The sequence below is a fragment of the Actinoplanes sp. NPDC019969 genome (genome assembly GCF_055562375.1).
Window position 1 is genome coordinate 16,012 of sequence record NZ_JBVHFK010000021.1, and the last position, 20,309, is coordinate 36,320.

General features: G+C 72.8%; 18 protein-coding genes. 8 read left to right on the forward strand and 10 right to left on the reverse strand.

Annotated elements, in window-relative coordinates:
- The first annotated feature begins 339 nt into the window (after window positions 1–339).
- Window positions 340–966, forward strand: coding sequence for a DivIVA domain-containing protein (locus ACZ3II_RS40465; RefSeq protein ID WP_465525598.1), 627 nt, complete (start codon window positions 340–342; stop codon window positions 964–966).
- On the opposite strand, the gene bfr is transcribed toward ACZ3II_RS40465, so the two are convergent.
- Both bfr and ACZ3II_RS40475 read right to left on the reverse strand, forming a co-directional pair.
- Window positions 944–1,423 carry a bacterioferritin gene (gene bfr / locus ACZ3II_RS40470; protein WP_465525600.1) on the reverse strand — a complete coding sequence of 160 codons (480 nt, stop codon included), beginning with the start codon at window positions 1,421–1,423 and terminating at the stop codon, window positions 944–946. The two genes, ACZ3II_RS40465 and bfr, sit on opposite strands and share 23 nt — an antisense overlap.
- A 55-nt stretch (window positions 1,424–1,478) precedes the next feature.
- Window positions 1,479–1,667: a (2Fe-2S)-binding protein gene (locus ACZ3II_RS40475; protein WP_465525602.1), complete on the reverse strand. Its 189-nt coding sequence runs from the start codon at window positions 1,665–1,667 to the stop codon at window positions 1,479–1,481.
- Between the two features lie 277 nt (window positions 1,668–1,944).
- Here ACZ3II_RS40475 and ACZ3II_RS40480 point away from each other — a divergent pair, with 277 nt between their 5' ends.
- On the forward strand, window positions 1,945–2,124 hold the full coding sequence (locus tag ACZ3II_RS40480) for a hypothetical protein (RefSeq protein WP_465525604.1): 180 nt from the start codon (window positions 1,945–1,947) through the stop codon (window positions 2,122–2,124).
- Window positions 2,125–2,159: 35 nt separating this feature from the next.
- Here ACZ3II_RS40480 and ACZ3II_RS40485 read toward each other — a convergent pair whose 3' ends face one another.
- Together ACZ3II_RS40485 and ACZ3II_RS40490 are read right to left on the reverse strand one after the other, a co-directional pair.
- Window positions 2,160–3,980, reverse strand: coding sequence for a sensor domain-containing diguanylate cyclase (locus ACZ3II_RS40485; RefSeq protein ID WP_465525606.1), 1,821 nt, complete (start codon window positions 3,978–3,980; stop codon window positions 2,160–2,162).
- Window positions 3,981–4,044: 64 nt separating this feature from the next.
- Window positions 4,045–4,440 carry an SPW repeat domain-containing protein gene (locus tag ACZ3II_RS40490; RefSeq protein WP_465525608.1) on the reverse strand — a complete coding sequence of 132 codons (396 nt, stop codon included), beginning with the start codon at window positions 4,438–4,440 and terminating at the stop codon, window positions 4,045–4,047.
- A gap of 189 nt (window positions 4,441–4,629) precedes the next feature.
- Here ACZ3II_RS40490 and ACZ3II_RS40495 point away from each other — a divergent pair, with 189 nt between their 5' ends.
- Entirely contained in the window at window positions 4,630–5,730 is a 1,101-nt protein-coding gene (locus tag ACZ3II_RS40495; protein ID WP_465525610.1) for a sensor histidine kinase, read from the forward strand.
- 63 nt (window positions 5,731–5,793) lie between these two features.
- Here ACZ3II_RS40495 and ACZ3II_RS40500 read toward each other — a convergent pair whose 3' ends face one another.
- Both ACZ3II_RS40500 and ACZ3II_RS40505 read right to left on the reverse strand, forming a co-directional pair.
- Window positions 5,794–7,548: a DUF6461 domain-containing protein gene (locus tag ACZ3II_RS40500; RefSeq protein WP_465525612.1), complete on the reverse strand. Its 1,755-nt coding sequence runs from the start codon at window positions 7,546–7,548 to the stop codon at window positions 5,794–5,796.
- Complete coding sequence (locus ACZ3II_RS40505) at window positions 7,545–8,234, reverse strand: ribonuclease FAU-1 family protein (protein WP_465525614.1); 690 nt, start codon at window positions 8,232–8,234, stop codon at window positions 7,545–7,547. The genes ACZ3II_RS40500 and ACZ3II_RS40505 overlap by 4 nt, the downstream gene beginning before the upstream one ends.
- A 117-nt stretch (window positions 8,235–8,351) precedes the next feature.
- Here ACZ3II_RS40505 and ACZ3II_RS40510 point away from each other — a divergent pair, with 117 nt between their 5' ends.
- Complete coding sequence (locus ACZ3II_RS40510) at window positions 8,352–8,753, forward strand: effector-associated constant component EACC1 (RefSeq protein ID WP_465525727.1); 402 nt, start codon at window positions 8,352–8,354, stop codon at window positions 8,751–8,753.
- Window positions 8,731–13,017 (forward strand): nSTAND1 domain-containing NTPase, encoded by a 4,287-nt coding sequence (locus ACZ3II_RS40515; protein WP_465525616.1) that lies wholly within the window; start codon window positions 8,731–8,733, stop codon window positions 13,015–13,017. The genes ACZ3II_RS40510 and ACZ3II_RS40515 overlap by 23 nt, the downstream gene beginning before the upstream one ends.
- Before the next feature lie 17 nt (window positions 13,018–13,034).
- Here ACZ3II_RS40515 and ACZ3II_RS40520 read toward each other — a convergent pair whose 3' ends face one another.
- Window positions 13,035–13,637, reverse strand: a complete 603-nt coding sequence (locus ACZ3II_RS40520; protein WP_465525618.1) for a response regulator transcription factor — start codon at window positions 13,635–13,637, stop codon at window positions 13,035–13,037.
- Window positions 13,634–14,770, reverse strand: a complete 1,137-nt coding sequence (locus ACZ3II_RS40525) for a sensor histidine kinase (protein ID WP_465525620.1) — start codon at window positions 14,768–14,770, stop codon at window positions 13,634–13,636. The genes ACZ3II_RS40520 and ACZ3II_RS40525 overlap by 4 nt, the downstream gene beginning before the upstream one ends.
- A gap of 115 nt (window positions 14,771–14,885) precedes the next feature.
- Here ACZ3II_RS40525 and ACZ3II_RS40530 point away from each other — a divergent pair, with 115 nt between their 5' ends.
- Together ACZ3II_RS40530 and ACZ3II_RS40535 are read left to right on the forward strand one after the other, a co-directional pair.
- Window positions 14,886–15,581, forward strand: coding sequence for an ABC transporter ATP-binding protein (locus ACZ3II_RS40530; RefSeq protein WP_465525622.1), 696 nt, complete (start codon window positions 14,886–14,888; stop codon window positions 15,579–15,581).
- Window positions 15,578–16,303 carry an ABC transporter permease gene (locus tag ACZ3II_RS40535; RefSeq protein WP_465525624.1) on the forward strand — a complete coding sequence of 242 codons (726 nt, stop codon included), beginning with the start codon at window positions 15,578–15,580 and terminating at the stop codon, window positions 16,301–16,303. The genes ACZ3II_RS40530 and ACZ3II_RS40535 overlap by 4 nt, the downstream gene beginning before the upstream one ends.
- A gap of 43 nt (window positions 16,304–16,346) precedes the next feature.
- Here ACZ3II_RS40535 and ACZ3II_RS40540 read toward each other — a convergent pair whose 3' ends face one another.
- Both ACZ3II_RS40540 and ACZ3II_RS40545 read right to left on the reverse strand, forming a co-directional pair.
- On the reverse strand, window positions 16,347–17,810 hold the full coding sequence (locus ACZ3II_RS40540; protein WP_465525626.1) for a plasmid pRiA4b ORF-3 family protein: 1,464 nt from the start codon (window positions 17,808–17,810) through the stop codon (window positions 16,347–16,349).
- A 68-nt stretch (window positions 17,811–17,878) separates the two neighbouring features.
- Window positions 17,879–19,828 carry an ATP-binding protein gene (locus ACZ3II_RS40545; RefSeq protein WP_465525628.1) on the reverse strand — a complete coding sequence of 650 codons (1,950 nt, stop codon included), beginning with the start codon at window positions 19,826–19,828 and terminating at the stop codon, window positions 17,879–17,881.
- 168 nt (window positions 19,829–19,996) lie between these two features.
- On the opposite strand from ACZ3II_RS40545, the gene ACZ3II_RS40550 reads away from it, so the two are divergent.
- The gene (locus ACZ3II_RS40550) at window positions 19,997–20,230 is read left to right on the forward strand and encodes a hypothetical protein (RefSeq protein WP_465525630.1); all 234 of its coding nucleotides are present in this window, start codon (window positions 19,997–19,999) and stop codon (window positions 20,228–20,230) included.
- Window positions 20,231–20,309 lie beyond the last annotated feature (79 nt).

Sequence of the window (20,309 nt, forward strand, 5' to 3'; positions counted from 1 at the left end):
CGGGTCGACCGGGATGTCTTCGACTGCGTCGTGACGGAGGACCTCACCGCCGACGTCATGCTGGCGCGCTGCATCGACGTGTGCGGCGAGGTCCATCGCCGGCTCGACCCATGAGGATCTCCCCGAGATTCATCGGGACTCCTGGGGACGCGGGACCGGTGGGGCGGGTGCGGCATGGGCCGGCTGACCGCCGGGTACGACATTCTCCGGACTCCATGATCACTGTGAGGAGTCCTATCGGATACCGGATGTTGACATCGGAACTGAGGTCGCGTTCACTTCGTGACGACGCGGGTCACTATGTGTCTCGAGCTGCGTCGATGGAACGAGGAGCAGCCCGTGTCGATCACTCCCGCTGACGTCGACGGCATCGCGTTCCGGCCGCCGGCGCCGGGCGCGCATGGTTACCACGAGACCGAGGTCGACACGTTCCTGGAGGGTGTGGCCGCGGAGATGCGCCGGCTCGCCGCCGAGAACGAGGCGCTCGCGCTCCGCCTCCAGCACGAGGACCTGAGCGGGCACCTGCAGCGACTCCAGCGTGAGTGCGAGCAGGCGCAGGCGCGGGCTGAGCAACTGCGCGCCGCCCTGGCGCAGGCGCGGGCCGGGGAGCCGCCCGTGGCGGGGGGTGGGGACACGGGGCTTCTGCGGCTCGCACGGCGTACCGCTGAGGAGCACCTGGAAGAGGCCCGCCGTGCGGCGGCGGACCACCTGCGGAAGGCGACCACCGAAGCCGGCAAGCTGGTCAGCGACGCGGAGTTGCGGGCGTCGACGATCGTCGCCGACGCCCGGCACTCGCATGCGGAGAAGATCGCCGGGCTGGCCGCGAGACGAGAGGCGGCTCTGACCCGGATCGAGGAGCTCACCGTGACCGCCGACTTCCACCGGAAGGCGGTGGCGGCCGAGCTGGCCCACCGGCTGCGGGCCATGGACGGCGGCGCGCCGGCTAAGCCTCCGGGTGCTCCGTGACGTTCTGCAGGTAGAGCGGCTCGCCCAGCTTCTCGATCAGGGCGAGCTGGGTCTCCAGGTAGTCGACGTGGTGTTCCTCGTCGGACAGGATGTCCTCGAAGATGCGGGCCGACGTGACGTCACCGACGGAACGCATGTGCTCCAGGCCGCGGCGCAGCCGGTCGACGGCCTCGACCTCGATCTTCATGTCGCACTCGAACTGCTCCTTGACCGATTCGCCGATCCGCAGCACGGACAGCTTCTGGTAATTGGGCAGGCCTTCGAGGAACAGGATCCGGTCGGTGAGGACCTCGGCGTGTCGCATCTCGTCGATGGATTCGTGCTTGGTGTGTTTCGCCAGCACGGTGTAACCCCAGTTCTCCTGCATCTTGGCGTGCAGGAAGTACTGGTTGATAGCGGTGAGTTCCGCGGTGAGCTGATCGTTCAGAAACTCGATGACACGGGCGTCGCCTTGCATGCCGAATACCCCCAGTTATGGCGTAACTGGGGTTCAGCGTAACGGCTCGGTGACGCTAAGCGACTAGTGGTAGGCGCGTGTCGGCGGTCTCCTCCTGGATCAGGTCGCAGATGCGCTCCAGGCAGCTTCCGCAGCCGGTGCCGGCGCCGCAGGCGTCGCCGACGGCTTCTTCGGTGTGCGCGCCGGAGCGGATGATGGAGCGGACTTCACGCTCGCGAACGTGGTGACAAATGCATACGAACATCGAGCGCCCGGTCCTCAGTAGCTTAGCCTTACCTTCGTTAGGTTTCCCTAAAAACCCAGCTCACGCAAGCCCCGGTTCTGTGACGGGGCTCAGTTGATCGAGGATTCTCGATCAGGCGGATCAACTGTCCGTGAGCTGTGTGTCAACTAGGATCAGCGTGTGCGTTCCGCGCGGGCCGTCGCTATTTCTTGACACTGCTCCGGCGACTTTTCTAATGTCAGGAAATCGATTCCCCGATGCATTTCTCGGTGGGCTGTCAAGTCTTTTGGAGAGGTCCATGTCTGCTGCCGTCCGCCAGGCTCTCGAATCGTTCGGGGCCCGCGTCTCCCACGCTCGCTGGACCGCTGCTCAGGTGATGTCCGAGCTTCGGCGGCCCGATCTCGAGGACGAGCCGGAGACGCGCGAGGAGCACTGCGGCGAGGACGAGGATCTGCACCGGCACTTCCCGCGCCCGTGAATGGGAATGGAAGCTGAGAACCGGCTGTCAAACGCTTAGGAATTGCGTGTGGCGAGGGCTTCGGCAATCGCGTGAATACGGTTCCGGCCCTCGTTCTTCGCGGTGTAGAGCGCCTCGTCGGCGCGCTGGAGCAACTGCTGCGCGGTCTCCGTGCCGTTCCAGGTGGCCACGCCGATGCTGCAGGTCTGCCCGTCCGGCGTCGCGGCCCGCACCCGGTCCAGCACCTCCACCGCCGGTGACGTGCCGGTGGCCGGCAGCGCGACGACGAACTCCTCACCACCCCAGCGCGCGAGGAAGTCGCCGGGACGAAGCTCGCCCGCGAACGCCGCCGCGGCCCGCCGCAGCAGCTCGTCACCCTCGGCGTGCCCCCGGGTGTCGTTGTAGCGCTTGAAATGGTCCAGGTCGGCGATGGCCACGGTCAGCCGCTCCCCGTCCTGCCCGGCCTGGGCGATCATCCGGTCCATGGCCTCCTGCCACGCCCGCCGGTTCGGCAGCGCGGTCAGCGTGTCGGTGAAGGCCATCGCCTCCAGCCGGCGCAGCAGCTTCTCGTGCTCCAGGGCGAGCGCGGTCTCGTCGGCGAGCAGGCCCACGGCCCGGGTACGGTAATCGCCCACCGCATCGACCCGGCGCTTCCAGCCCGCGGCGAGCACCGCGATCACCCGGCCGTCCACGATCACCGGCTGCCACAGCATCGACTTGCTGCCGACCAGGCGCAGCAGCGCCGCCGAGACACGCGGGTCCTGGTCGGCGTCGGCGATGAAGACCGGCTCGGCGCTGCGGTAGGTGTGCGCGATCATCGACGGCCCGTCCAGCGGTACCCGGGTGCCGAGCACGTCGGCGCCGGTGGCGATCGTCGCGACCAGTTCCCGGGGCGGTCCGGGGGCGGGTGGCGGCTCCAGCAGCGTGACGTTGTCGGCGGCGGCCAGGTCCTGGATCGCGGCGACGATCGTGGTGCGGGCGTCCTCACCGGTACGGATCCGCCGTGCCGCCGCGGCCACCGCCGCCAGCAGCCGGTCGGAGTCCCGGACCGCCTCCTCGGCCAGGTGCCGGTCGGTGATGTCCTGCAGTTGCACCAGCGTCCACGGCTGCCCGCCGACCTCGCTGTTGCCGACCGTCAGGTACGCCCACCGCACCGACCCGTCCGGCCGGATCACCTCCCGGGCGCCGTCCTCGGCCAGGTACCGGCTCAGGTCCGCCCCGAGCACGTCGTCCCGTCCCACCAGCTCGCAGAACGCCGGATTGGCGGCCACCACACGCCCGCTCCCGTCGGCGATCGCGACGCCGGCCGGCGAGGCCTTGAACAGCTCCTCGAACCGGTTCGCCACGGTCCGGGCCTGCTCGTGAACGGCCCGCAACTGACGCTGGCGGCGGCGCAGCGCCTCGTGCAACAGCACGCCCAGCGTCGCCGCGAACGCCATCTGCACGCTGTAGTAGCCCAGCTCGGGAACCTGCAGACGGTCGAGGGCGACCACCGTGACGACCCAGCCGCCGCAGCCGGACAGCGCGGCGGACGCGGCGATCCGCCGGGAGGTGACCGCGGCGCCGATCGCCAGCAACGTCAGCATCAGCGTGATGCTGTAGTGCAGCCGCCCGGTCACCGCCACCTGCGCCACACTGTCGGCGACCGGCAGGAACGCCAGCCACTCGCCCCGGCTGCGACCCGGACCGGCCAGGCGCGGGCGCAGCGCGGCGAGCGTCATCAGCGCGGCGGTGGCGAGGTTCAACACGGTCATCACCGTGCGGGCCGTGCCGGTCAGGGCGAGGAAGTTGGTGACGGCGAGGGCGAAGTAGACGCCGGCGACGGCGCCGCGAGTCCACCGGGTGGCGGCGTCGCGGCGCCGGGTCCGATCCGTCATGATGCACCGCCTCCCTCGACGCTCTGTCGGCAGGCGGCCCGGGTACCTGAACGAAACCCTCCGGTTATGCGTGCTTGTCGTGGCCGCGCCAGCTGGCGACGGCCAGCGCGATCACGATCAGGCCCATGGCGACGTCGTTCCAGGTGGCCAGCGGCGACAGCTCCTGGTAGCCGCGGACGAAGGGCGCGGCCAGCAGCCACGCCCCGAGACCGGCGCTGATCAGGGCCAGCGCCGCGGTGTGCCGGATGTGCAGCACCCGGATCAGGGCGAGCGCGACGATCGACAGCCCCACTGCCACGTCGTTCAGGCCGGGGTACGCGAGACCGGCCTTGGCGTGGTCGAGCACGAGCGGGGCGGACGTGAGCCACAAACCGGCGACGACCAGCAGCTCACCGGGGGTGTGCGCCATCTCGCTGACGAGACGGCGGGCGGAGGGGTGGACGTGGATGTGGACGTTCATGCGCCGAGTGTGGCATCACGACAGGGTGGATTCGGACCGAATCGCACTCATGGACATACCGTGCGGACCGGCCCATCGCACGCTCCGGCCACTGATCGCCGTCAGACCGTTTATGCTCACGAAATAGTGCGAAGTGGTCCCTTTCGTGTGCTGGGAACCGGACCGCGAGCAGCGGCCCGGCAAGCCGCCGTGCTCTTCGCCGTGGCCGGGCTGCTCGGCCTGCTCGGCATCCTCAACACGCCCGACCTGGCCGGCCGGCTGCTCGTCGTCACCGCCTGCGACCTGGTGCTGACCGCCGCCGGGATGTTCCTGCCGTGGCACCGTCTCGGCCCGGACTCGCCGGCGCTGCTCGGCCTGGCCGGCTTCGCCGTCCTCGGCCTCTCCACCTGGTCCTTCGGCGGCGTCGCGGCCGGCACCGGGCCCTTCCTGGTGCTGCTGTACGCGTGGTCGGCCCTGCATTTCCGCCGGTGGATCCTCGCCGCCTTCACGGTGCCGGCCACCCTCGCGTACGTCCTGCCGCTGATCCTGACCGACCAGTCGCCGATCGTGGTCAGCAGCGCCGTCGTGTTCCTGCCGGCCGCCGTGGCCGTGGCGTTCCTGATCGAGTCGCAGGCCCGCCACCTGCGCGACGACCGGATGCGGCTGTCCCGCATCGAGCAGTGGCGGGCCGCCATGATCAGTTCGCTGGCGCACGACGTCCGGGCGCCGCTCAGCACCGTACGCCTGGTCCTCGAAGATCTGCGGGAGACCGCGACCGGGCAGACCGCCGGGATGCTCGACGCCGCCATGCGGCAGACCGCCCGGATCGCCCGGCTCGCCGACGGGCTGCTCGACCTGCAGCGCATCGACAGCTCCGGCGAGCTGAAGCTCGACCTGGCCCGGCACCCCGCCGCGAACCTGGTCAAGGACGCGCTGTCGTACGTGCGGGAGGACGCCGACGTGCGCGCCGACATCGACCCGGACCTGACCGTGTACGTCGACAAGCAGCGGTTCGAGCAGATCCTGCTCAACCTGGTCACCAACGCGTTGCGGTACGGCAGGCCGCCGGTGCACGTGACGCTCCGCCGGGACGGCGCCGTCGACCGCCTGGAGGTCCGCGATCACGGCGCCGGGATCCCGGAGACGCTGCGGCCGCGGCTGTTCGGCCAGTTCGCGGGGGAGGGGCCGGAGTCGGTCGGGCTCGGGCTGTGGATCGTCCGGCAGCTCGCGGCAGCCCACGGCGGCCAGGCCTCCGCCGAGGCCCGCGATCCCGGCGTCGCCATGGTGATCACCTTCCCCGCCGCCGGTTAGCCATCCGGCGGTTCGGCGTGTGGAGTTCGGCCGCTATTCGCGCCCGAACTCCACACGCCTGGTTCATGGGCGGATGCGGTAGCCGAGGCCGGTCTTCCGCAGGGCGGTGAGATCGGCGGGGGTCAGGCCGCGGCCGGTGAAGCGCTCGACCGCGACCAGGCCCTTGCCGATGCGGTCCCCCGGCTCGCCGAAGTCCAGGCCGGCGACCGCGGGCTCGATCTCCGGTGGCCAGATCTCGCTGCCGAACGGCTCGTGGGACGCGAGCAGCCGGCCGGACTCGGCGAAGGAGAGCCGGGTGAGCGCGTTGACGTTCCAGAACATGCTCGCCGCCCGGCCACCGGACGAAGCCGCCGCGAGCACGTCCGGGTCCGCGCCGCGGTAGCCGTTGTCCTCCACGACCAGGATCGCGCCGTCCGTCTCCAGAACCCTGATCCACGGCTCGGAGTAGTGCCGCAGCGCCTGCTCCTGCCGGATCACCCGGGCCTCCTCGGGAAGATCCGGGTCGGCGCCGAACGCCACCAGCACCGCCCGCGCCGCCGACCCGGTGACGACCGTGACGGTGGCCGCCGCCGAGATCCGGCTGCTCTGCACCCAGCGGTAGGCGTGCTGCGGCGGCAGGTCCGGTTCGGGTTCGCCGCGCAGCCGGTGACCGAGCCGGTCGGTGCGCTGCAGCACGATCTCGGGGGCCTCCGGGGCGGCCCACATCGTCAGCCGGTAACTCTCCACGCCCTCGTCCCGGCCGCGCGCGTGCACCCGGATCCGGTACCAGCCGGGCCATGGCGGCGTCTCGCGCTGCAGGCCGGGGGTGGTCTCGCCGTCCGGCGCGGTCACCGAGGCGCGGCCCGCGGCGGCCTGCCAGCTAACCTCGACGACGTCGTCCCAACCCGGATCCAGCTCCGGGACCGGGTCTCCGAGGGCCGCGTCGTCTGGAGGCTCGATGATCTGCAGGTCGACGCGAGCGTTTCCGTCGGCGACTCCGGTGCGTATCACCAGGCCGCCGTCGCCGACAGTGACCAGCCCGTTCCGTGAGAAATCCGAAATTTCGGGGAACGTACCCTCGGTGAGGCCGAACCGGTGCCCGATGATCCTGATGTGGCCCGACGAGTGGCGGGGCATCCGATAGTTCTCGCGGATCTTGGTGAGCAGCGCCGCCTCGTATCCGGCGGGCAGCGGCGCCTCCCGCAGCAGCAATGCGGCGATGCCGACACCCAGGCCCACGGCGGCCGCCGCCGGATCGACGACCGGCACCGGCCCGGCCCGGTGGATCACCGTGCCGGCGACCGTGACGGCGAGCGCGAGGTACGCCCGGCCGTGCGCGGCGGCGATCTCCGCCTCGTCCCCGGACGCGGGCACCGTCAGGAGCGCCGCGGCCTCCGGGTGGGCCGCGAGTTCCCTGGTCAGCGTCATGGCACGCTCGGTCAGGCCCGGGCGCAGCCGGTCCAGCAGCCGCGCCGCCTCCGTCGCCTCGGCCTGATAGCCGCCCATCACCGACCCCCAGCCGAAGCGGCCGGTGAACGGCGGCGGCAGATCCGCCACCAGATCCGGGGCGGTGCTCCACGGAAGCCGGGCGACCGCGCGTTCCAGCGCGCCGAGCAGGCGCTCCGCCAGCGGCTCGCCGACCGACCGCAGCGCCGCCAGGCACTCCGGCTCGCCGTTGTCCGGTTTCCGGAACAGGCGGCTGCCGGTCAGCGTCCGCGGATCGGCCTCCGGGGGCGCGGCGAGCCGGCCGAGGTATCGCGCCGGGGCCGCCGGGATCCGCTCGGCCAGCACCGGCACTGCCGTGGCGGCGAAGGCGGCCAGCTCCGGCCCGCCGCTCACCCGGCGGCCCTCGGCCGGTCCCAGCCGCCGGGCAGCTCCACCGGCAGCGGTGGCCAGCCGGCCTCCGGGCGGAAGTCGCACCACGAGCCGTCGAACGGGAACGTGCCGGCCTCGGCCAGCGCGATGACGTCCTTGCCGGCCTGGCGGACCCGGTCCTCGTCGTCCACCCAATACGCCTGCGGCATGGTCAGCCGCTCGGCGAACTCGTCCTCGTCCTTCCACTCCCAGGACCGGTCCGGGCGGATCACCACGTCCAGATCCCAGTCGCACGTGTCCAGACCGGCCAGGCCGGCGTCACGCCAGGCGACCGACGGGGCTTCGAGGTTCGCGTACCACCGGGTGAACCGGCCGCCGGCGGTGAAGATCCAGCGGATCGAATAGTCCCGGTCGCGCCAGTGCCGGAACAGCACGCCCTCGTCGATGGTGTGCGGTGCCGGCGACTTCCGCGCGGCCGACCACTCCGGCAGCGGGAGCTGGGTCATGGTGCGGCCGTCCGGCATCCGGAAATGCCAGCCGCGGCTGCCGGCGGACGCCCACAGGACGACACTGCCGCCGTCGTCCTCGATCACACGGAGCGGCACCACCAGGGCGAGATGATCGCGTTGCCAGTGCCGCAGCAGGATCGTCTCGCCGGGCGGGAACGTGACAGGCATGTCCTGAAGGTAGCGGCCGGTTCGTTCGGGCATGGTGGGAGCGTACGGACGGGGTACGACATTCGGCCGGACCGGCGACCCTGCCCGTGCGGTCACCCGGTGGAGTGATGGCCCGGTTCGCACCGCGAGCGTCTAATTTGCCGGGTGCTGATGCTCATCACAGCGGACGAGCCCGCGGGTGCGGGTGACGACCTACGCGCGCTGCGGGACTGGCTCATCGACGACGACGAGTTCCGGGGGCGGGTCGAGACGGTGCACGGGGCGGTCCGGCCCGGCCACCTCGGGCCGGCTCTGGAAGCGCTCAGCGTGGTGCTCACCACGACGGCGGCGCCGCTCGCCACGCTGGTCGTGACGTGGCTGCGGAACCGGCGTACCGATCTCACGATCACGGTGCAGCGGCCGGACGGCGCCAGCATCACCCTGGAAGCCCAGCGGTTCCGCGGTCTCGCCCCGGACGAACTGGCGAAACTGACCGCCGAGGCGCGGCGGCAGCTGGAGGAACTGGGCGCCGAACCGGGGGACGGGGCCGATGGCCGACCTGGCCGGGCGTGACATCCGGATCCTCGCGGTCGGCACCGCCACCCACCGGCCCGGCTCGGTGCTGCCCGACGTGCCACAGGCGGCGGTGTCGGCGACGGCGGTCCGCGACGCGTTCGTGCAGTGGTGCGGCGTCCCCGAGGAGAACGCTCAGGTCCTGACCGACCCGGGAACGCCCGAGGAGTTCGCCGCGGCGATCGTCGACGCGGCGAAGCAGGCCGGGTCGCTGCTGATCGTCTGGTACGTCGGGCACGGCGTGGTGCCGGACGACGGCGAGTTGTATCTGGCCACCCGCAAGACCGGGGACGGCAGCGGTTCCGGCATGCCGCATCAGGCGCTGCGGCTGCGGGACGTCGCCGGGGACCTGCGTAAGGCCAGCCCGGCGCGGGTGCTGTTCGTGCTGGACTGCTGCTATGCCAAGCGGGCCGCCGTGCTCACCGGCCTCGACGGGCTGCTCGCCTCCGCAGGCAAGGACGAGAACGCGCTGGTCGAGGCGGGCGCCACGTACACCGTGATGACCGGCGCGTTCCTGGAGTTGCTGCGGGCCGGCGACCCGGCGAGCCCTCGGCAGCTCACCCTGCGGGTCGTCCACCAGCACCTGGCGCGGGAACTCAAACGGCACGGCCACCCCGTACCGCATCTGCGCACCGAGAACGACCTGGGCGACCTGGTGTTCACCGCGAACCGGGCCTACCGGGACGTCGACCCGGATCCGGTCGAGGCGGTGGACGGGTTCGACGAGCGATCGCCGTACCTGGGCCTGGACTCGTACGCCGCAGAGGATGGTGATGTCTTCTTCGGGCGGGCCGATCTGACCCGGCAGCTCGTGGAACGCCTGGAACGGGCCGGCCGGACCGGCGGGCTGTGCGTCACCATCGGGCCGTCCGGCTGCGGCAAGTCGTCGGTGCTGCACGCCGGTCTGCTGCCGGCCCTGCGCAAGGGCGCCATCCCGGGCAGCGAGACCTGGCGGTGCACGTCGATGACGCCCGGCCCGGACCCGCTGGCCACCCTCGCCGGCGTCCTCACCGGGGACCGGCGGCGCACCGTGCTCGTCGTCGACCAGTTCGAGGAGCTGTTCACCAGGGTCGACGACCCGGGGACGCGGCAGCGGTTCGTCGACGCGCTGGACACCGCGGCCGGGGCGGGCGCGCTGGTCATGCTCGGCATCCGGTCGGACTTCCACGGGCAGTGCACCCGGATCCCGCGGCTCGCGGCGGCGCTCGCCAACGACCAGGTGGTGGTCGGGCCGATGACCACGGCGGAACTGCGGGAGGCGATCACCCGGCCGGCGCGGCTGCGGAACCTGGCGCTGCAGGCGGGACTCGACGAGGTGGTGCTGCGCGACCTGGGCGTGGACCCGGCGCCCGGATCGTCGCCGGTGAACAACGCGGACGTTCTGCCGTACCTCTCCTATGCCCTGATGCAGACCTGGCGGGAACGGACCGGGCGGGTGCTCACGGTCGCCGGATACACCGGCGCCGGCGGCGTCGCCGGGGCGATCCGGCAGGCGGCGGAGCGGATGTACGAGGCCCTCGACCCGGAGGCGCAGCGTGCCGTCCACCTGCTGCTGCTCACCATGATCGACGACCGGGACGGTACGCGGACCCGCCGTCCCGTCACCCTCGCCGAAGCCCACGGTGTCGGCCGCGACCCGGAAGCCGCCCGGCGGGCCCTGACCGCGCTGACCGACGCCCGTCTCATCGCCGTCGGCGCTTCCTCCGGCGTGCCGTTCGCGTCCACCGGCTCGTTCTCCTTCTCCTCCTCCGCGCTGTCCTTCACGCCCGCCGGCCCCGCCCCCACCGATGAGGTGCGGATCGTGCACGAGGCGCTGATCCGGTCGTGGGAACGGCTCGACGCCTGGCTGACCGCCGACCACGAAGGCACCCGGCGGGCCGTCGCCGACGCCACCACCGGCTGGAAGACCGCCGGCGCCGACACGTCCCTGCTGCTGCGCGGACGCCGCCTGCAAGCCGCGCGGGACTGGTCGGCGCTGCACGGCCACCAGCTCAACGACGACATGCGCGCCTTCCTGGCCGCGTCCGAACGGCAGGAACGCCGGTCCCGCCGCCGGGGCCGCGCCGCCGTCGCCGCCCTCGCCGTGCTGTCGCTCGCCGCCACCACCGGCGCCGTCTTCGCCAACGCGGCGCGCGGAGAGGCGGTCCGCCAGCGCGACGACGCGGTGACCAGCCAGATCAGCGCGCAGGCGGACCGGATCCGGGCCGGGAACCCGTCGCTGGCGGCCCGCCTCGACCTGCTCGCGCACCGGCGCCGGCCCACCGCCGCCACCGGCAGCCGGATGATCGGCGCGGAGAACGCGGTGCTCGCCCAGCCGCTGCGCGGCCACAGCCGCACCATCTGGTCCGCGGCCTTCCGGCCCGGCGGCGGCCTGCTGGCCACCGCCGGCGCCGACCGGACCATCCGGCTCTGGCAGGGTGCGGCCCCCGTCGGGTCCCCTCTGACGTACGAGGCCGAAGTCCGCGCGGTCACCTTCGACCCCACCGGGCGGATCCTCGCCGGGTCCACCGTCGACGGGCACATCCGGCTGTGGGACGTCAGCGACCCCGCGCACGCGGCGCCGATCGGCCCCGGATGGAAGGCACACGACGCGGCGGCGTGGGGCATCTCGTTCAGCGGCGACGGCAAAGTGCTGGCCAGCGGCGGCGGCGACCACACGTTGCGGTTCTGGGACGTGAGCGTGCCGGGCCGGCCGGCCGCCCTCGGGAAACCACAGGTGTCGGCGACCCCGATCGAAGCCGTCCGGTTCCAGCCGGGCGGGCGGCTGCTCGCCACCGGCGGACGGGACGGGCCGGTGCGACTGTGGAACGCGGCGGACGCGGCCCGGCCCGTACCCGTCGGCAGGCCGTTGACCGGGCACACCTCGGAGATCACCGCACTGGCCTTCCACCCGGCCGCGCCGATGCTGGCCAGCAGCTCCTTCGACGGGACCGTCCGCCTGTGGGATCTCACCCGGCCGGACGCCGCGAAACCCCTCGGCGATCCGCTCGTCGGCCCGGACTCCGGGTTCGGGTCGGTCGCGTTCAGCCCGGACGGGCACGAGATGGCCGCACCCGGCCTAGACGGCAGAACCCGCGTGTGGCGGATCGGCGGCCCCGGCCGGCCCACCGCCGCGGTCGCCGACCTGACCGGCATGACCGGCTCCGGCTGGACCGTCGCCTTCAGCCCCGACAGCCGCAGCCTCGTCACCGCCGGCGACGACGCCCGGGCGCACCTGTGGAACCTGCCGCCGACCATGCTCGACAGCGGCAGCATCAGCGACAACGACGCCACCCTGACCCGCGACGGCCGTCTCCTCGTCGCCGGCGACGACTCCCGGATCCGGGTCTGGGACCCGGACGGCGCCCACGCCACGGCTGTCCCGACCGGTCACGGCAGTGAGATCTGGGCGGTCGCCCTCAGCAGCGACGGCCGCCTGCTCGCCACCGCCGACAACGCCGCCCGGATCGAGATCACCGACCTCTCCGACCCGGCCCGCCCCACCCGGCGGAGCGTGATCGGCAAGGCCCACGCCACCGCGATCAACTCGGTGGCGTTCCACCCCACCCGGCCACTGCTCGCCACCAACGGCATCGGCAGCGGCATCCGGCTGTGGAACCTCGCCGACCCCGCCCACCCGGCCCCGATCGGCGGTTTCGTCAACGCGGAGAACCAGGACAACGTCACCAACGTCGTCTTCAGCCCGGACGGACGGCGGCTGCTCTCCGGCGACGGCAGGCAGGTGCAGGTGTGGGACGTCAGCGACCCGCGGCACCCGGGCCGGGCCGAAGCGCCGCTGGCCGGGCAGGCCTCCGGGTATGTGACGGTCGCCTACCGTCCCGACGGCAGGGTGATCGCGGCCGGGAACTTCGACAAGACCGTCGCGCTGTGGGACGCCGCCACGTCGCGGCCACTCGGTGTCCCGCTGGCCGGGCACGGGGCGCCGGTCAGCGCCATCGCCTTCAGCCCGGACGGCAGGACCCTGGCCACCGGAGCGGTCGACAACACGATCCGCCTGTGGAACGTCACCGACCCGGACCACGCGTCCCCGATCGGCGAACCGCTCACCGGGCACACCGCCAACATCAAGCGGCTGCTGTTCACCGGCGACGGGAGATCCCTGATCAGTGTCGCCGACGCGTACACCCGGATCTGGAACCTCGACCCGGAAGCCGGAGCCACCCGCATCTGCCGGACCACGGCGGGCGTCCTGACCCCCGAGGTGTGGAGCGGCTATCTGCCGGACGTGCCGTTCGAGGACCCGTGCGCGCAGTCTCCTCGTTAGGGGTCCCGCGTGACCGGTCATATCCACCCCTGCTGCCAGGCGTGGTGGGCGGCGGCGTGGCGGGTGTCGGCGCCGAGTTTCGTCATCGCCGCGGACAGGTAGTTGCGGACCGTGCCCGGCGCCAGATGCACGGCAGCCGCGACCTCGTTGATCGGGGCGCCACCCCGGACCGCGGCCAGGATCTCCAGCTCGCGCGCGGTGAGGGGGCAGTCGTTCTCGCTCAGGGCGCTGGCGGCGATCTCCGGATCGACATAACGCCGGCCGGCGTGCACCGAGCGGATGATCGCGGCGAGCCGGGCCGCCGGAGTCGTCTTGGGGACGAAACCGCCGACCCCGGCGGCCAGGGCGCGCCGCAGGACCGCCGGGCGGGCGTGCCGGGTCACCAGGACGATCGGGATCCCGAGGCGCGTCCGGATCTCGGCAGCCGCCTGCAGCCCGTCGCCCGGCGGCATCTCCAGATCCAGGACGGCGAGGTCGGGCCGGGTGCGCACAGCGGTCCGGACGGCGGCCGCACTGTCCGCGGCCTCGCCCACGACGGTCAGGTCGCCCTCCAGCCCGAGCAGGGCGGCGAGCGCTCCGCGGATCAGGTCCTCGTCGTCGGCGAGCAGCAACGTGATCATCGGCCGGCGGCCGTCAGGGGCAGGGTGGCGCTGACCTCGAACGCGTCCGTCGACGGGGCGGTCCGCAAGCCTCCGCCGGCGGCGGCCAGGCACTCGGAGAGCCCGGCCAGGCCGCCTGCCGGGCCGGGCGCGCCCGCGATCGGCGCGTCGTTGACGAACCGCAGCACCACGGCGCCGGGCCCGGCGGCCAGGGAGATCTCGCACCGGGTGGCCGAACTGTGCCGCAACACGTTCGTGGTGCACTCCCGCACGACCAGGCCGAGCAGTTTCTCCACAGCCGGCGGCAGGGCCGGCAACCCGGCGGGCGGCGCGATCGTCGGCGTGACACCGGCCGCGGCGAGCACCCGGGCCGCGTTGGTCACCTCGGTGCCCAGGGACACCGCGCGGTAGCCCTGGACGATGTCGCGGGTGTCGCCCAAAGCCTGCCGGGCCAGCGCCTGAACCTCGCGCATCTGTGCCGCGGCCTGCGCCGGATCGGTTGCGGCGAGCCGCTCCGCCAGCTCACTCTTCAAGGCGATGACCTGCAGATTGTGGCCCTGGATGTCGTGCAGCTCGGCAGCGAACCGCAGGCGCTCGCCGGTGACCGCGGCGGTCCGCTCGGCCCGGCGGGCGTGGTCGAGCCGCTCGGCGACCTCACAGATCCAGATCTGCGCGTAGAGCGAGGCCGCGCACAGCACGGTCATGCCGGCGTCGGTCACCGCCGTCAGCAGCGTGGTCCCGCTGCCGGCCCATGCCGCGGCGAAGGCGAGCCCGGCGCCGGCCGGCCAGACCAGGTGGGCCGGCCGGTGCGCGCCGGCGTGTGCCGCGGCGAGCACCGCGGCCAGCGGCAGCACCCAGGGGAAGCCGCCGGCGCCCGCCACGTGCCCGTAAGCCAGGATGCCGGTCGCGCCGCCACCGGCCGCGAGGATCACCGCGGCCGGCGGCGGGGGCCCGCCGGCCAGCGGGACGGCGAAGAGGAAGCCGGCGACCGTGCAGACCGGCAGCAGGACGGCGAACACCACGGCCCGGGCCGGCACGTCCGGCAACTCGGTGGCGACCAGCAGCACCACACCGGCCAGGCACCCGATCATGAGCCACCAGGTGAGCCGGCGCAGCGCGGCGAGGCCGCTCGCTGATTCGTTCGCTGCGTTCACGCCCCCATGATGCGGGCCGCCGGCCGATGATCGGGAACATTGATGACATCTGTCATGAAGCCCGGTGTGGTTACGGCACTGGGCCGCCGCGCCCGGCGGGCCGAGACTCGACGGCATGAATCCGGTCGACTGTGCGGGGTTGCGGTTCGCCTACGGCGCGTCCGCTGTGGTGTGTGAAGTGGATCTGACGATCCGGGAGGGCGAGATGTTCGCCCTGCTCGGGACCAACGGGGCCGGCAAGACGACGGTCATGGAGCTGCTGCTGGGGCACCGGCGGCCCGCAGGCGGGACGGTCCGGCTGTTCGGCCGTGATCCGTTCCGGGACCGGCGGGCGCTGGCCCCCGCGGTCGGCGTCGTGCTGCAGGAGAGCGGCTGCGCGCCGGACCTGACCGTGGCCGAGACCGTCCGGCTCTGGCTGCGCCTGCACCGGCGGCAGCGGGTGGAGCGGGCCGCCGCCGGGCTGCTCGCCGACGCCGGCCTGGAGCAGCGTGCGAGGCTGCGGGTCCGCCAGCTCTCCGGTGGCGAGCGCCGTCGTCTCGACCTCGCCGTCGCTCTCTGCGGTGAGCCCCGCCTGCTGCTGCTCGACGAGCCGACGTCCGGCCTCGACCCGCAGGCCCGCGAGCGCACCTGGGATCTGCTGCGTGGCCGCCGCCGGGAGGGCACGACGATCGTGTTCACCACCCACTACCTCGAGGAGGCCGGGCAGACCGCCGACCGCATCGCCATCATGGATCGCGGGCGGGTGACGCAGACCGGCCCGGCCGATCTGGCGGCGTCCTTCCACCAGGCCGTCGAGCGGCGGCCCGGATGAGGCCGGCCCTGTTGATCGCGGGCGCGGAGCTCACGCTGCTGTACCGGCATCGGCTGACCCTGCTGATGGGCGCGATCCTGCCGGTCGCGCTCGGGCTGCTGATCGTGTGGGCCGAGGCCGACACCGGACGGGCGGGCACCGGCGCTGCCGCCGGACTGGTGCTGGTCACGCTGATCACGCTGACGGCCTACGTCTCCGGCACCACGATCCTCTCCGGCCGCCGGCAGCAGTCGGTGCTGCGCAGGCTGCGCCTCAGCGGCGCCTCGGACACCGCGATCCTGGCCGGCAGCCTCGTTCCGACCGCGGCGCTCACCGTGGTCCAGGCGGGGCTCCTCCTCGGGCTGGTCATGGCGCTCGGCGGCGCGCTGCCGGGGGACGCTGCCCCGCTGGTGCTCGCGACGGTGGCCGGCGTCGTGGCCGCGTGCGCTCTCGCCGCGCTGACCGCCGCCTTCACCTCGGCGCCGGAGCTCGCGCAGCTGACCACCACGCCGATCGGGCTGGCGTTCCTGGGCGGTGCGCTGTGGACCGCGCAGACGCCGCCGGATGAGGTGACCTGGGCGATGCTGGCGCTGCCCGGGGGCGCCGTGACCCAGCTCGCCCGGATCGCCTGGCAGGTCCCCGGCGCGACCGGCCTGGTCCCCGCGGCGGTCTCGCTGGGCCTGGTGGCGGTCATGGCGATCGCGGCGGCGGTCCGCGTGTTCACCTGGGATCTGCGGCGATGAGCGCGCCGCGGACGTCACCGGATCACCGGCCGACCGCGGCCGGTCAGTCGTCGCCGAGGAGTTCGAGGGTGATCTCGAAGGCTTTGAAGCGGGCCGGGTCGAAGTCGGCGGCGGAGTTCAGGCCCAGCCAGGCGAGGCGGTCGGCGTGGTCGGGATGGGAGGGATCGGCGATGACGTCGATCAGCTCGTGGTAACCGCCGATGCCGCCGCAGTCGTCCGGAGGAGCGGCGCGACGGCCGCCGATGCAGCGCGGATAGGCGGCGAGCGGCTGCGGGTCGCCGATTTTCTCCACGAGGATCTCGTGTTCCCAGGAGTCCCCGAAGTCGTAGGTGTAGGTGATCCTGTCGTTGACCGCCGGGGCCACCTGCTCCAGCGTCACCGGGCCCTCCGCGCGGTGGCCGAGTTCCCGGTCCGCGACGCCGAACCGGCCGGCCGGGGTCTCGAAGACGTGCAGGTGGCTGTCGTCCCAGTCGAAAGCGATCTGGATGATGCCGTGCAGCGCCGCGAGGTTCGTGTCGGCCGGGACCTCCAGCCGGCGCCAGATCGGCGGTTTCGCGCCGCGCAGACTCACCTTGATCTGATAGATCGACGCCGGGGTCAGCCGCCGCGACGGCAAGGCGTTCGCGGGGATTCCGCCGGAGATCTCGGACCGGCCGTGACCGGCCGGTGGGCGGGGCGGCTCCGGCAGCGTCCACATGCGGGCCCGCAGCAACGCGGCCAGCAGGTGATAGCCGGGGCCGTCCTCGTCGAGGTTCTCCTCCGGGTCCTGCAGGTCGAAGTCGTGGTCGGCGCGGGCGTCCAGGGCCCGCTCGACCTGCCACCGGAACTCGCCCGGTTCGAGGGTCTCCCGGGTGATCCGCAGGTGGCGGGCGTCCCGGTTGCCCTGGATCGCGCTGGTCACCTGGTCCAGCAGGTCGCCGGGGAAGAGCACGATCCCGGCCGCCGCGAAACAGTCGCCGTGGTCGACGTTGACGGCGAAACCGTGCACGGTCCCGCCCCGCTCGAACGTGCACACCAGCACGGACAACTGATCGTCGCCGTCGGCGAACCGCAGCAGGGCGCCGGCGGTCAGCGGGGCGCGCAGCCCGGCGGCCCAGCCCGGTTCCGGCACCCCGGCCCCGGCGAGCCGCCGGGCGGCGTCCGCGGCCGCCCCGACATCGTCGACGGCGGCGATGGCCAGCAGCACCGCGAGCGCCTCCGGGGATTTCTCCTCCTCGACGGCCGGCACGATCCCGGACGCCAGTGCCTCGGCGAAGCCGTCCCCGGCGAGGTCTCCGGCAGACAGGAAGTTCGCGCCGAACATCTCCGCCTCGAGCGGATCCTCGCAGTCCAGCAGCACGCCGCCGCCGGCGAGCAGGTCGTCGATGAGCGCCGCGGGGTCGAGATCGCCGCCGGCGCAGTCGGGACAGTCGCACTCCTCCGGCGGCGGGGCGACGGTGCGCAGCACCCGCTCACCACCGCCACGGCGCGACTTCGACTTCTTGCGACCTCGGCTCACAGGGCTCACGCGGCCCATCCTTCACCATGATCCGCACACCCGCCACGCTGGTGCCTCGAACGTGGACCACATGCTGCTCAGCGGGTGCTGGTCTCCCGGAGCCAGAGGAGTTCGCAGACGCGTTGCTGGCCGCGGTCCAGGTGCCGGCGGTACGTGCTGAACGGCAGGCCGAGCCGCTGCGCCGCCGCCGACTGGGTCGGCACCCGACGGAAGTAGGTGGTGGCCAGGACCGCATGCAGTTTCGCCTCGCGCGGGTCGTCACGGAGGGCGTCGACGGCCTCGGTGATCAGCTCGGGCAGGGCCTCGACGGGGTCGCCGTTGACCATCCGGGCGTGCCGGAGCGGGTTCGCGGCGAGAGCGTCGGGGCGGTGCACGTCGCGCAGCGCCTCGCGGACGGCCCGGTCGAACTCGTCACGGTGGAGGGTGTGCTCGGCGCCGGACCCACCCGCGCCGCCGAGCGGGCCGGGCTGGGTCCGGTCGAACCAGATCGACAGCGGGGTGCTGCGCCAGTCGCAGGAGAAGAGGGAGTACGGCGGCACGTCGGCGGTCCGGAAGTGGCCGAGGTGCTCCATCAGCGGTTGCCACCGGCCGGGGAACGGGCTGATGATGAACGACCAGGCCAGGCCGGGCTGCCGGATCCAGTCGGCGCAGATCCGCAGCTGCATCAGGTGCAGGCAGGCGGAGATCTCGTAATACGCCGGCGGGTACAGGCAGTAGCGGGCGAGCCGCAGGTGCTCACCGGGGCGCAGCGGGGCGGTGCGTTCGGCGTACTCCCAGGCGGCCTCGGCGACCGGGTCGTCGCCGGAGGGCGGTTCGGTGAGTCGCAGGGAGCAGAGGAATCCGGCGGGGCGGCCGGTCCGCGAGTCCCGGTACACCCAGAACGCGTCGGGCTGCCGCCGCAGCCAGTGCGCGACGATCGCCGCCGACTCGGGGCCCTCGGCGTCGGCGGCGAACCGGATGAGCACGGTCTCGTCGCCGGGACGCAGCCGGTCCTCGTGGAAGTCGCCCTCCCGGCGCATCCGGAAGAACTCGCCCATCGACCCGTACCGCTTCAGATAGCTCAGTTCGCGGATCGCCACCAGGGCGTCCGCGTCGGAGGCGGTGCGGGCCTGTTCGAGCAGATGATGGCCGACCTTGGCGTGCATGTCGGCGTACCCGTCGGGGTCGCGCCAGCGCAGATCGGCGTCGACCGTGTCGCTGACCAGCTCGTGCAGGTAGAGGCCTTGCCGTCCCCAGTCGGCGACCGGCAGCCGGCGGAGCCAGTCGAACAGTTCGGCGGCACGCTCGGGTCCGGCGACGGCGCGGAGCAGGCCCTCGGTGGTGGTCATGGCGTGCGCGGCGATCTCCAGCGCGAGCCGGTGGCCGGCGTCCGGAACATCCCCGACGAGGCGGCTGAGCAGGGCGGCGAGCATGTCGGGGCGGGGTTCCCAGTCGGGTCCGGCGGCGACCGAGGCAGCGAGGCTCAGAGCGAGCGGATGGGTTCCGGCGAAACCGAGGACACGGTCCCGGGCCTCCGGTGACAGGCCGCGGGAGTCCAGCAGTTCGCCGGCCTCCTGCGCGGTCAGTTCACCGAGGCGGCGTACGGTCATGGCGCCCTGCCAGGCCAGATCGCCGAGCCAGACGGCACTGGGCGCCTCCCGCCCGGCGACGACGGTCAGCGCGTCGGCGGGCAACGCCGGCAGGAAACTCTCCCGCAGCCAGTCCTCCAGGCCCTGGCAGTGCTCGAACGCGTCGACGATCAGCACCGATCCGGCCGGGATCGTCTCGCTGATCTCGGCGGTGAACCCCTGCGGCGACGGGTCGATGAGCCTGCCGTTGACCTCGAACACCTGTCGTCCGGCGGCACGGGCCTCGTCGGCGAAGCGCCGCAGCAGCGTCGACTTGCCGAGCCCGCCGGGCCCGTGCACGTGGAGCAGCGCCGGACTGTCCGGCCCGCCGTGCAGCGCGGCCCGGAAGAGAGCCAGCTCAGCGGTCCTGCCGACGAACGCTCGTTCCCGTGCCCACCGCAAGCGCTCCGCCAAGGTCATGCCAGGCATCGTACGAATGAACCGGCATCGTGTCGTGCCCGCCCACCGGCTGCCCGATGGTGTTGACCAAACTGTCCACTGTGCTTCACGGTTGTGAATCCTGCCTGTTCAGAACTGGTTTGCGGGGGGCTGCCATGCCGCCTTTCGAAACGACGTCCGGGGGTTCCGTTGACCAGTCATGCCCTCGCTCAGGTGCTGCTGAGCCTCGCCCTGGTGGTGATCGCGCGTGTCGGCGGTCACCTCTTCCAGCGGATCGGCCAGCCGCCGGTGGTGGGTGAGATCGTCGCCGGGATCTGCCGGTTCCTGGAGACCGGTGACGTCACGCTGCTGGACCGCTTGCACGAGGGGGCTTCTTCGCGGACGACCGCAAGACCATCGCGGAGGCCGCCGACCGCGTGCTGACCGCCTGACCGGATGGTGCGGTTAACCGACCCCCGGTGGGGGAGCTGGCCCGGCTGTGCCGGGGGCCCGGAGCGGCGAG

Coding starts and splice junctions, on each gene's coding strand:
- bfr (WP_465525600.1), bottom strand. CDS start 1,423: ATGCAAGGCGACGCCCGTGTCATCGAGTTTCTGAACGATCAGCTCACC.
- ACZ3II_RS40475 (WP_465525602.1), bottom strand. CDS start 1,667: ATGTTCGTATGCATTTGTCACCACGTTCGCGAGCGTGAAGTCCGCTCC.
- ACZ3II_RS40480 (WP_465525604.1), top strand. CDS start 1,945: ATGTCTGCTGCCGTCCGCCAGGCTCTCGAATCGTTCGGGGCCCGCGTC.
- ACZ3II_RS40485 (WP_465525606.1), bottom strand. CDS start 3,980: ATGACGGATCGGACCCGGCGCCGCGACGCCGCCACCCGGTGGACTCGC.
- ACZ3II_RS40490 (WP_465525608.1), bottom strand. CDS start 4,440: ATGAACGTCCACATCCACGTCCACCCCTCCGCCCGCCGTCTCGTCAGC.
- ACZ3II_RS40505 (WP_465525614.1), bottom strand. CDS start 8,234: ATGCCCGAACGAACCGGCCGCTACCTTCAGGACATGCCTGTCACGTTC.
- ACZ3II_RS40510 (WP_465525727.1), top strand. CDS start 8,352: ATGCTCATCACAGCGGACGAGCCCGCGGGTGCGGGTGACGACCTACGC.
- ACZ3II_RS40515 (WP_465525616.1), top strand. CDS start 8,731: ATGGCCGACCTGGCCGGGCGTGACATCCGGATCCTCGCGGTCGGCACC.
- ACZ3II_RS40520 (WP_465525618.1), bottom strand. CDS start 13,637: ATGATCACGTTGCTGCTCGCCGACGACGAGGACCTGATCCGCGGAGCG.
- ACZ3II_RS40530 (WP_465525622.1), top strand. CDS start 14,886: ATGAATCCGGTCGACTGTGCGGGGTTGCGGTTCGCCTACGGCGCGTCC.
- ACZ3II_RS40535 (WP_465525624.1), top strand. CDS start 15,578: ATGAGGCCGGCCCTGTTGATCGCGGGCGCGGAGCTCACGCTGCTGTAC.
- ACZ3II_RS40545 (WP_465525628.1), bottom strand. CDS start 19,828: ATGACCTTGGCGGAGCGCTTGCGGTGGGCACGGGAACGAGCGTTCGTC.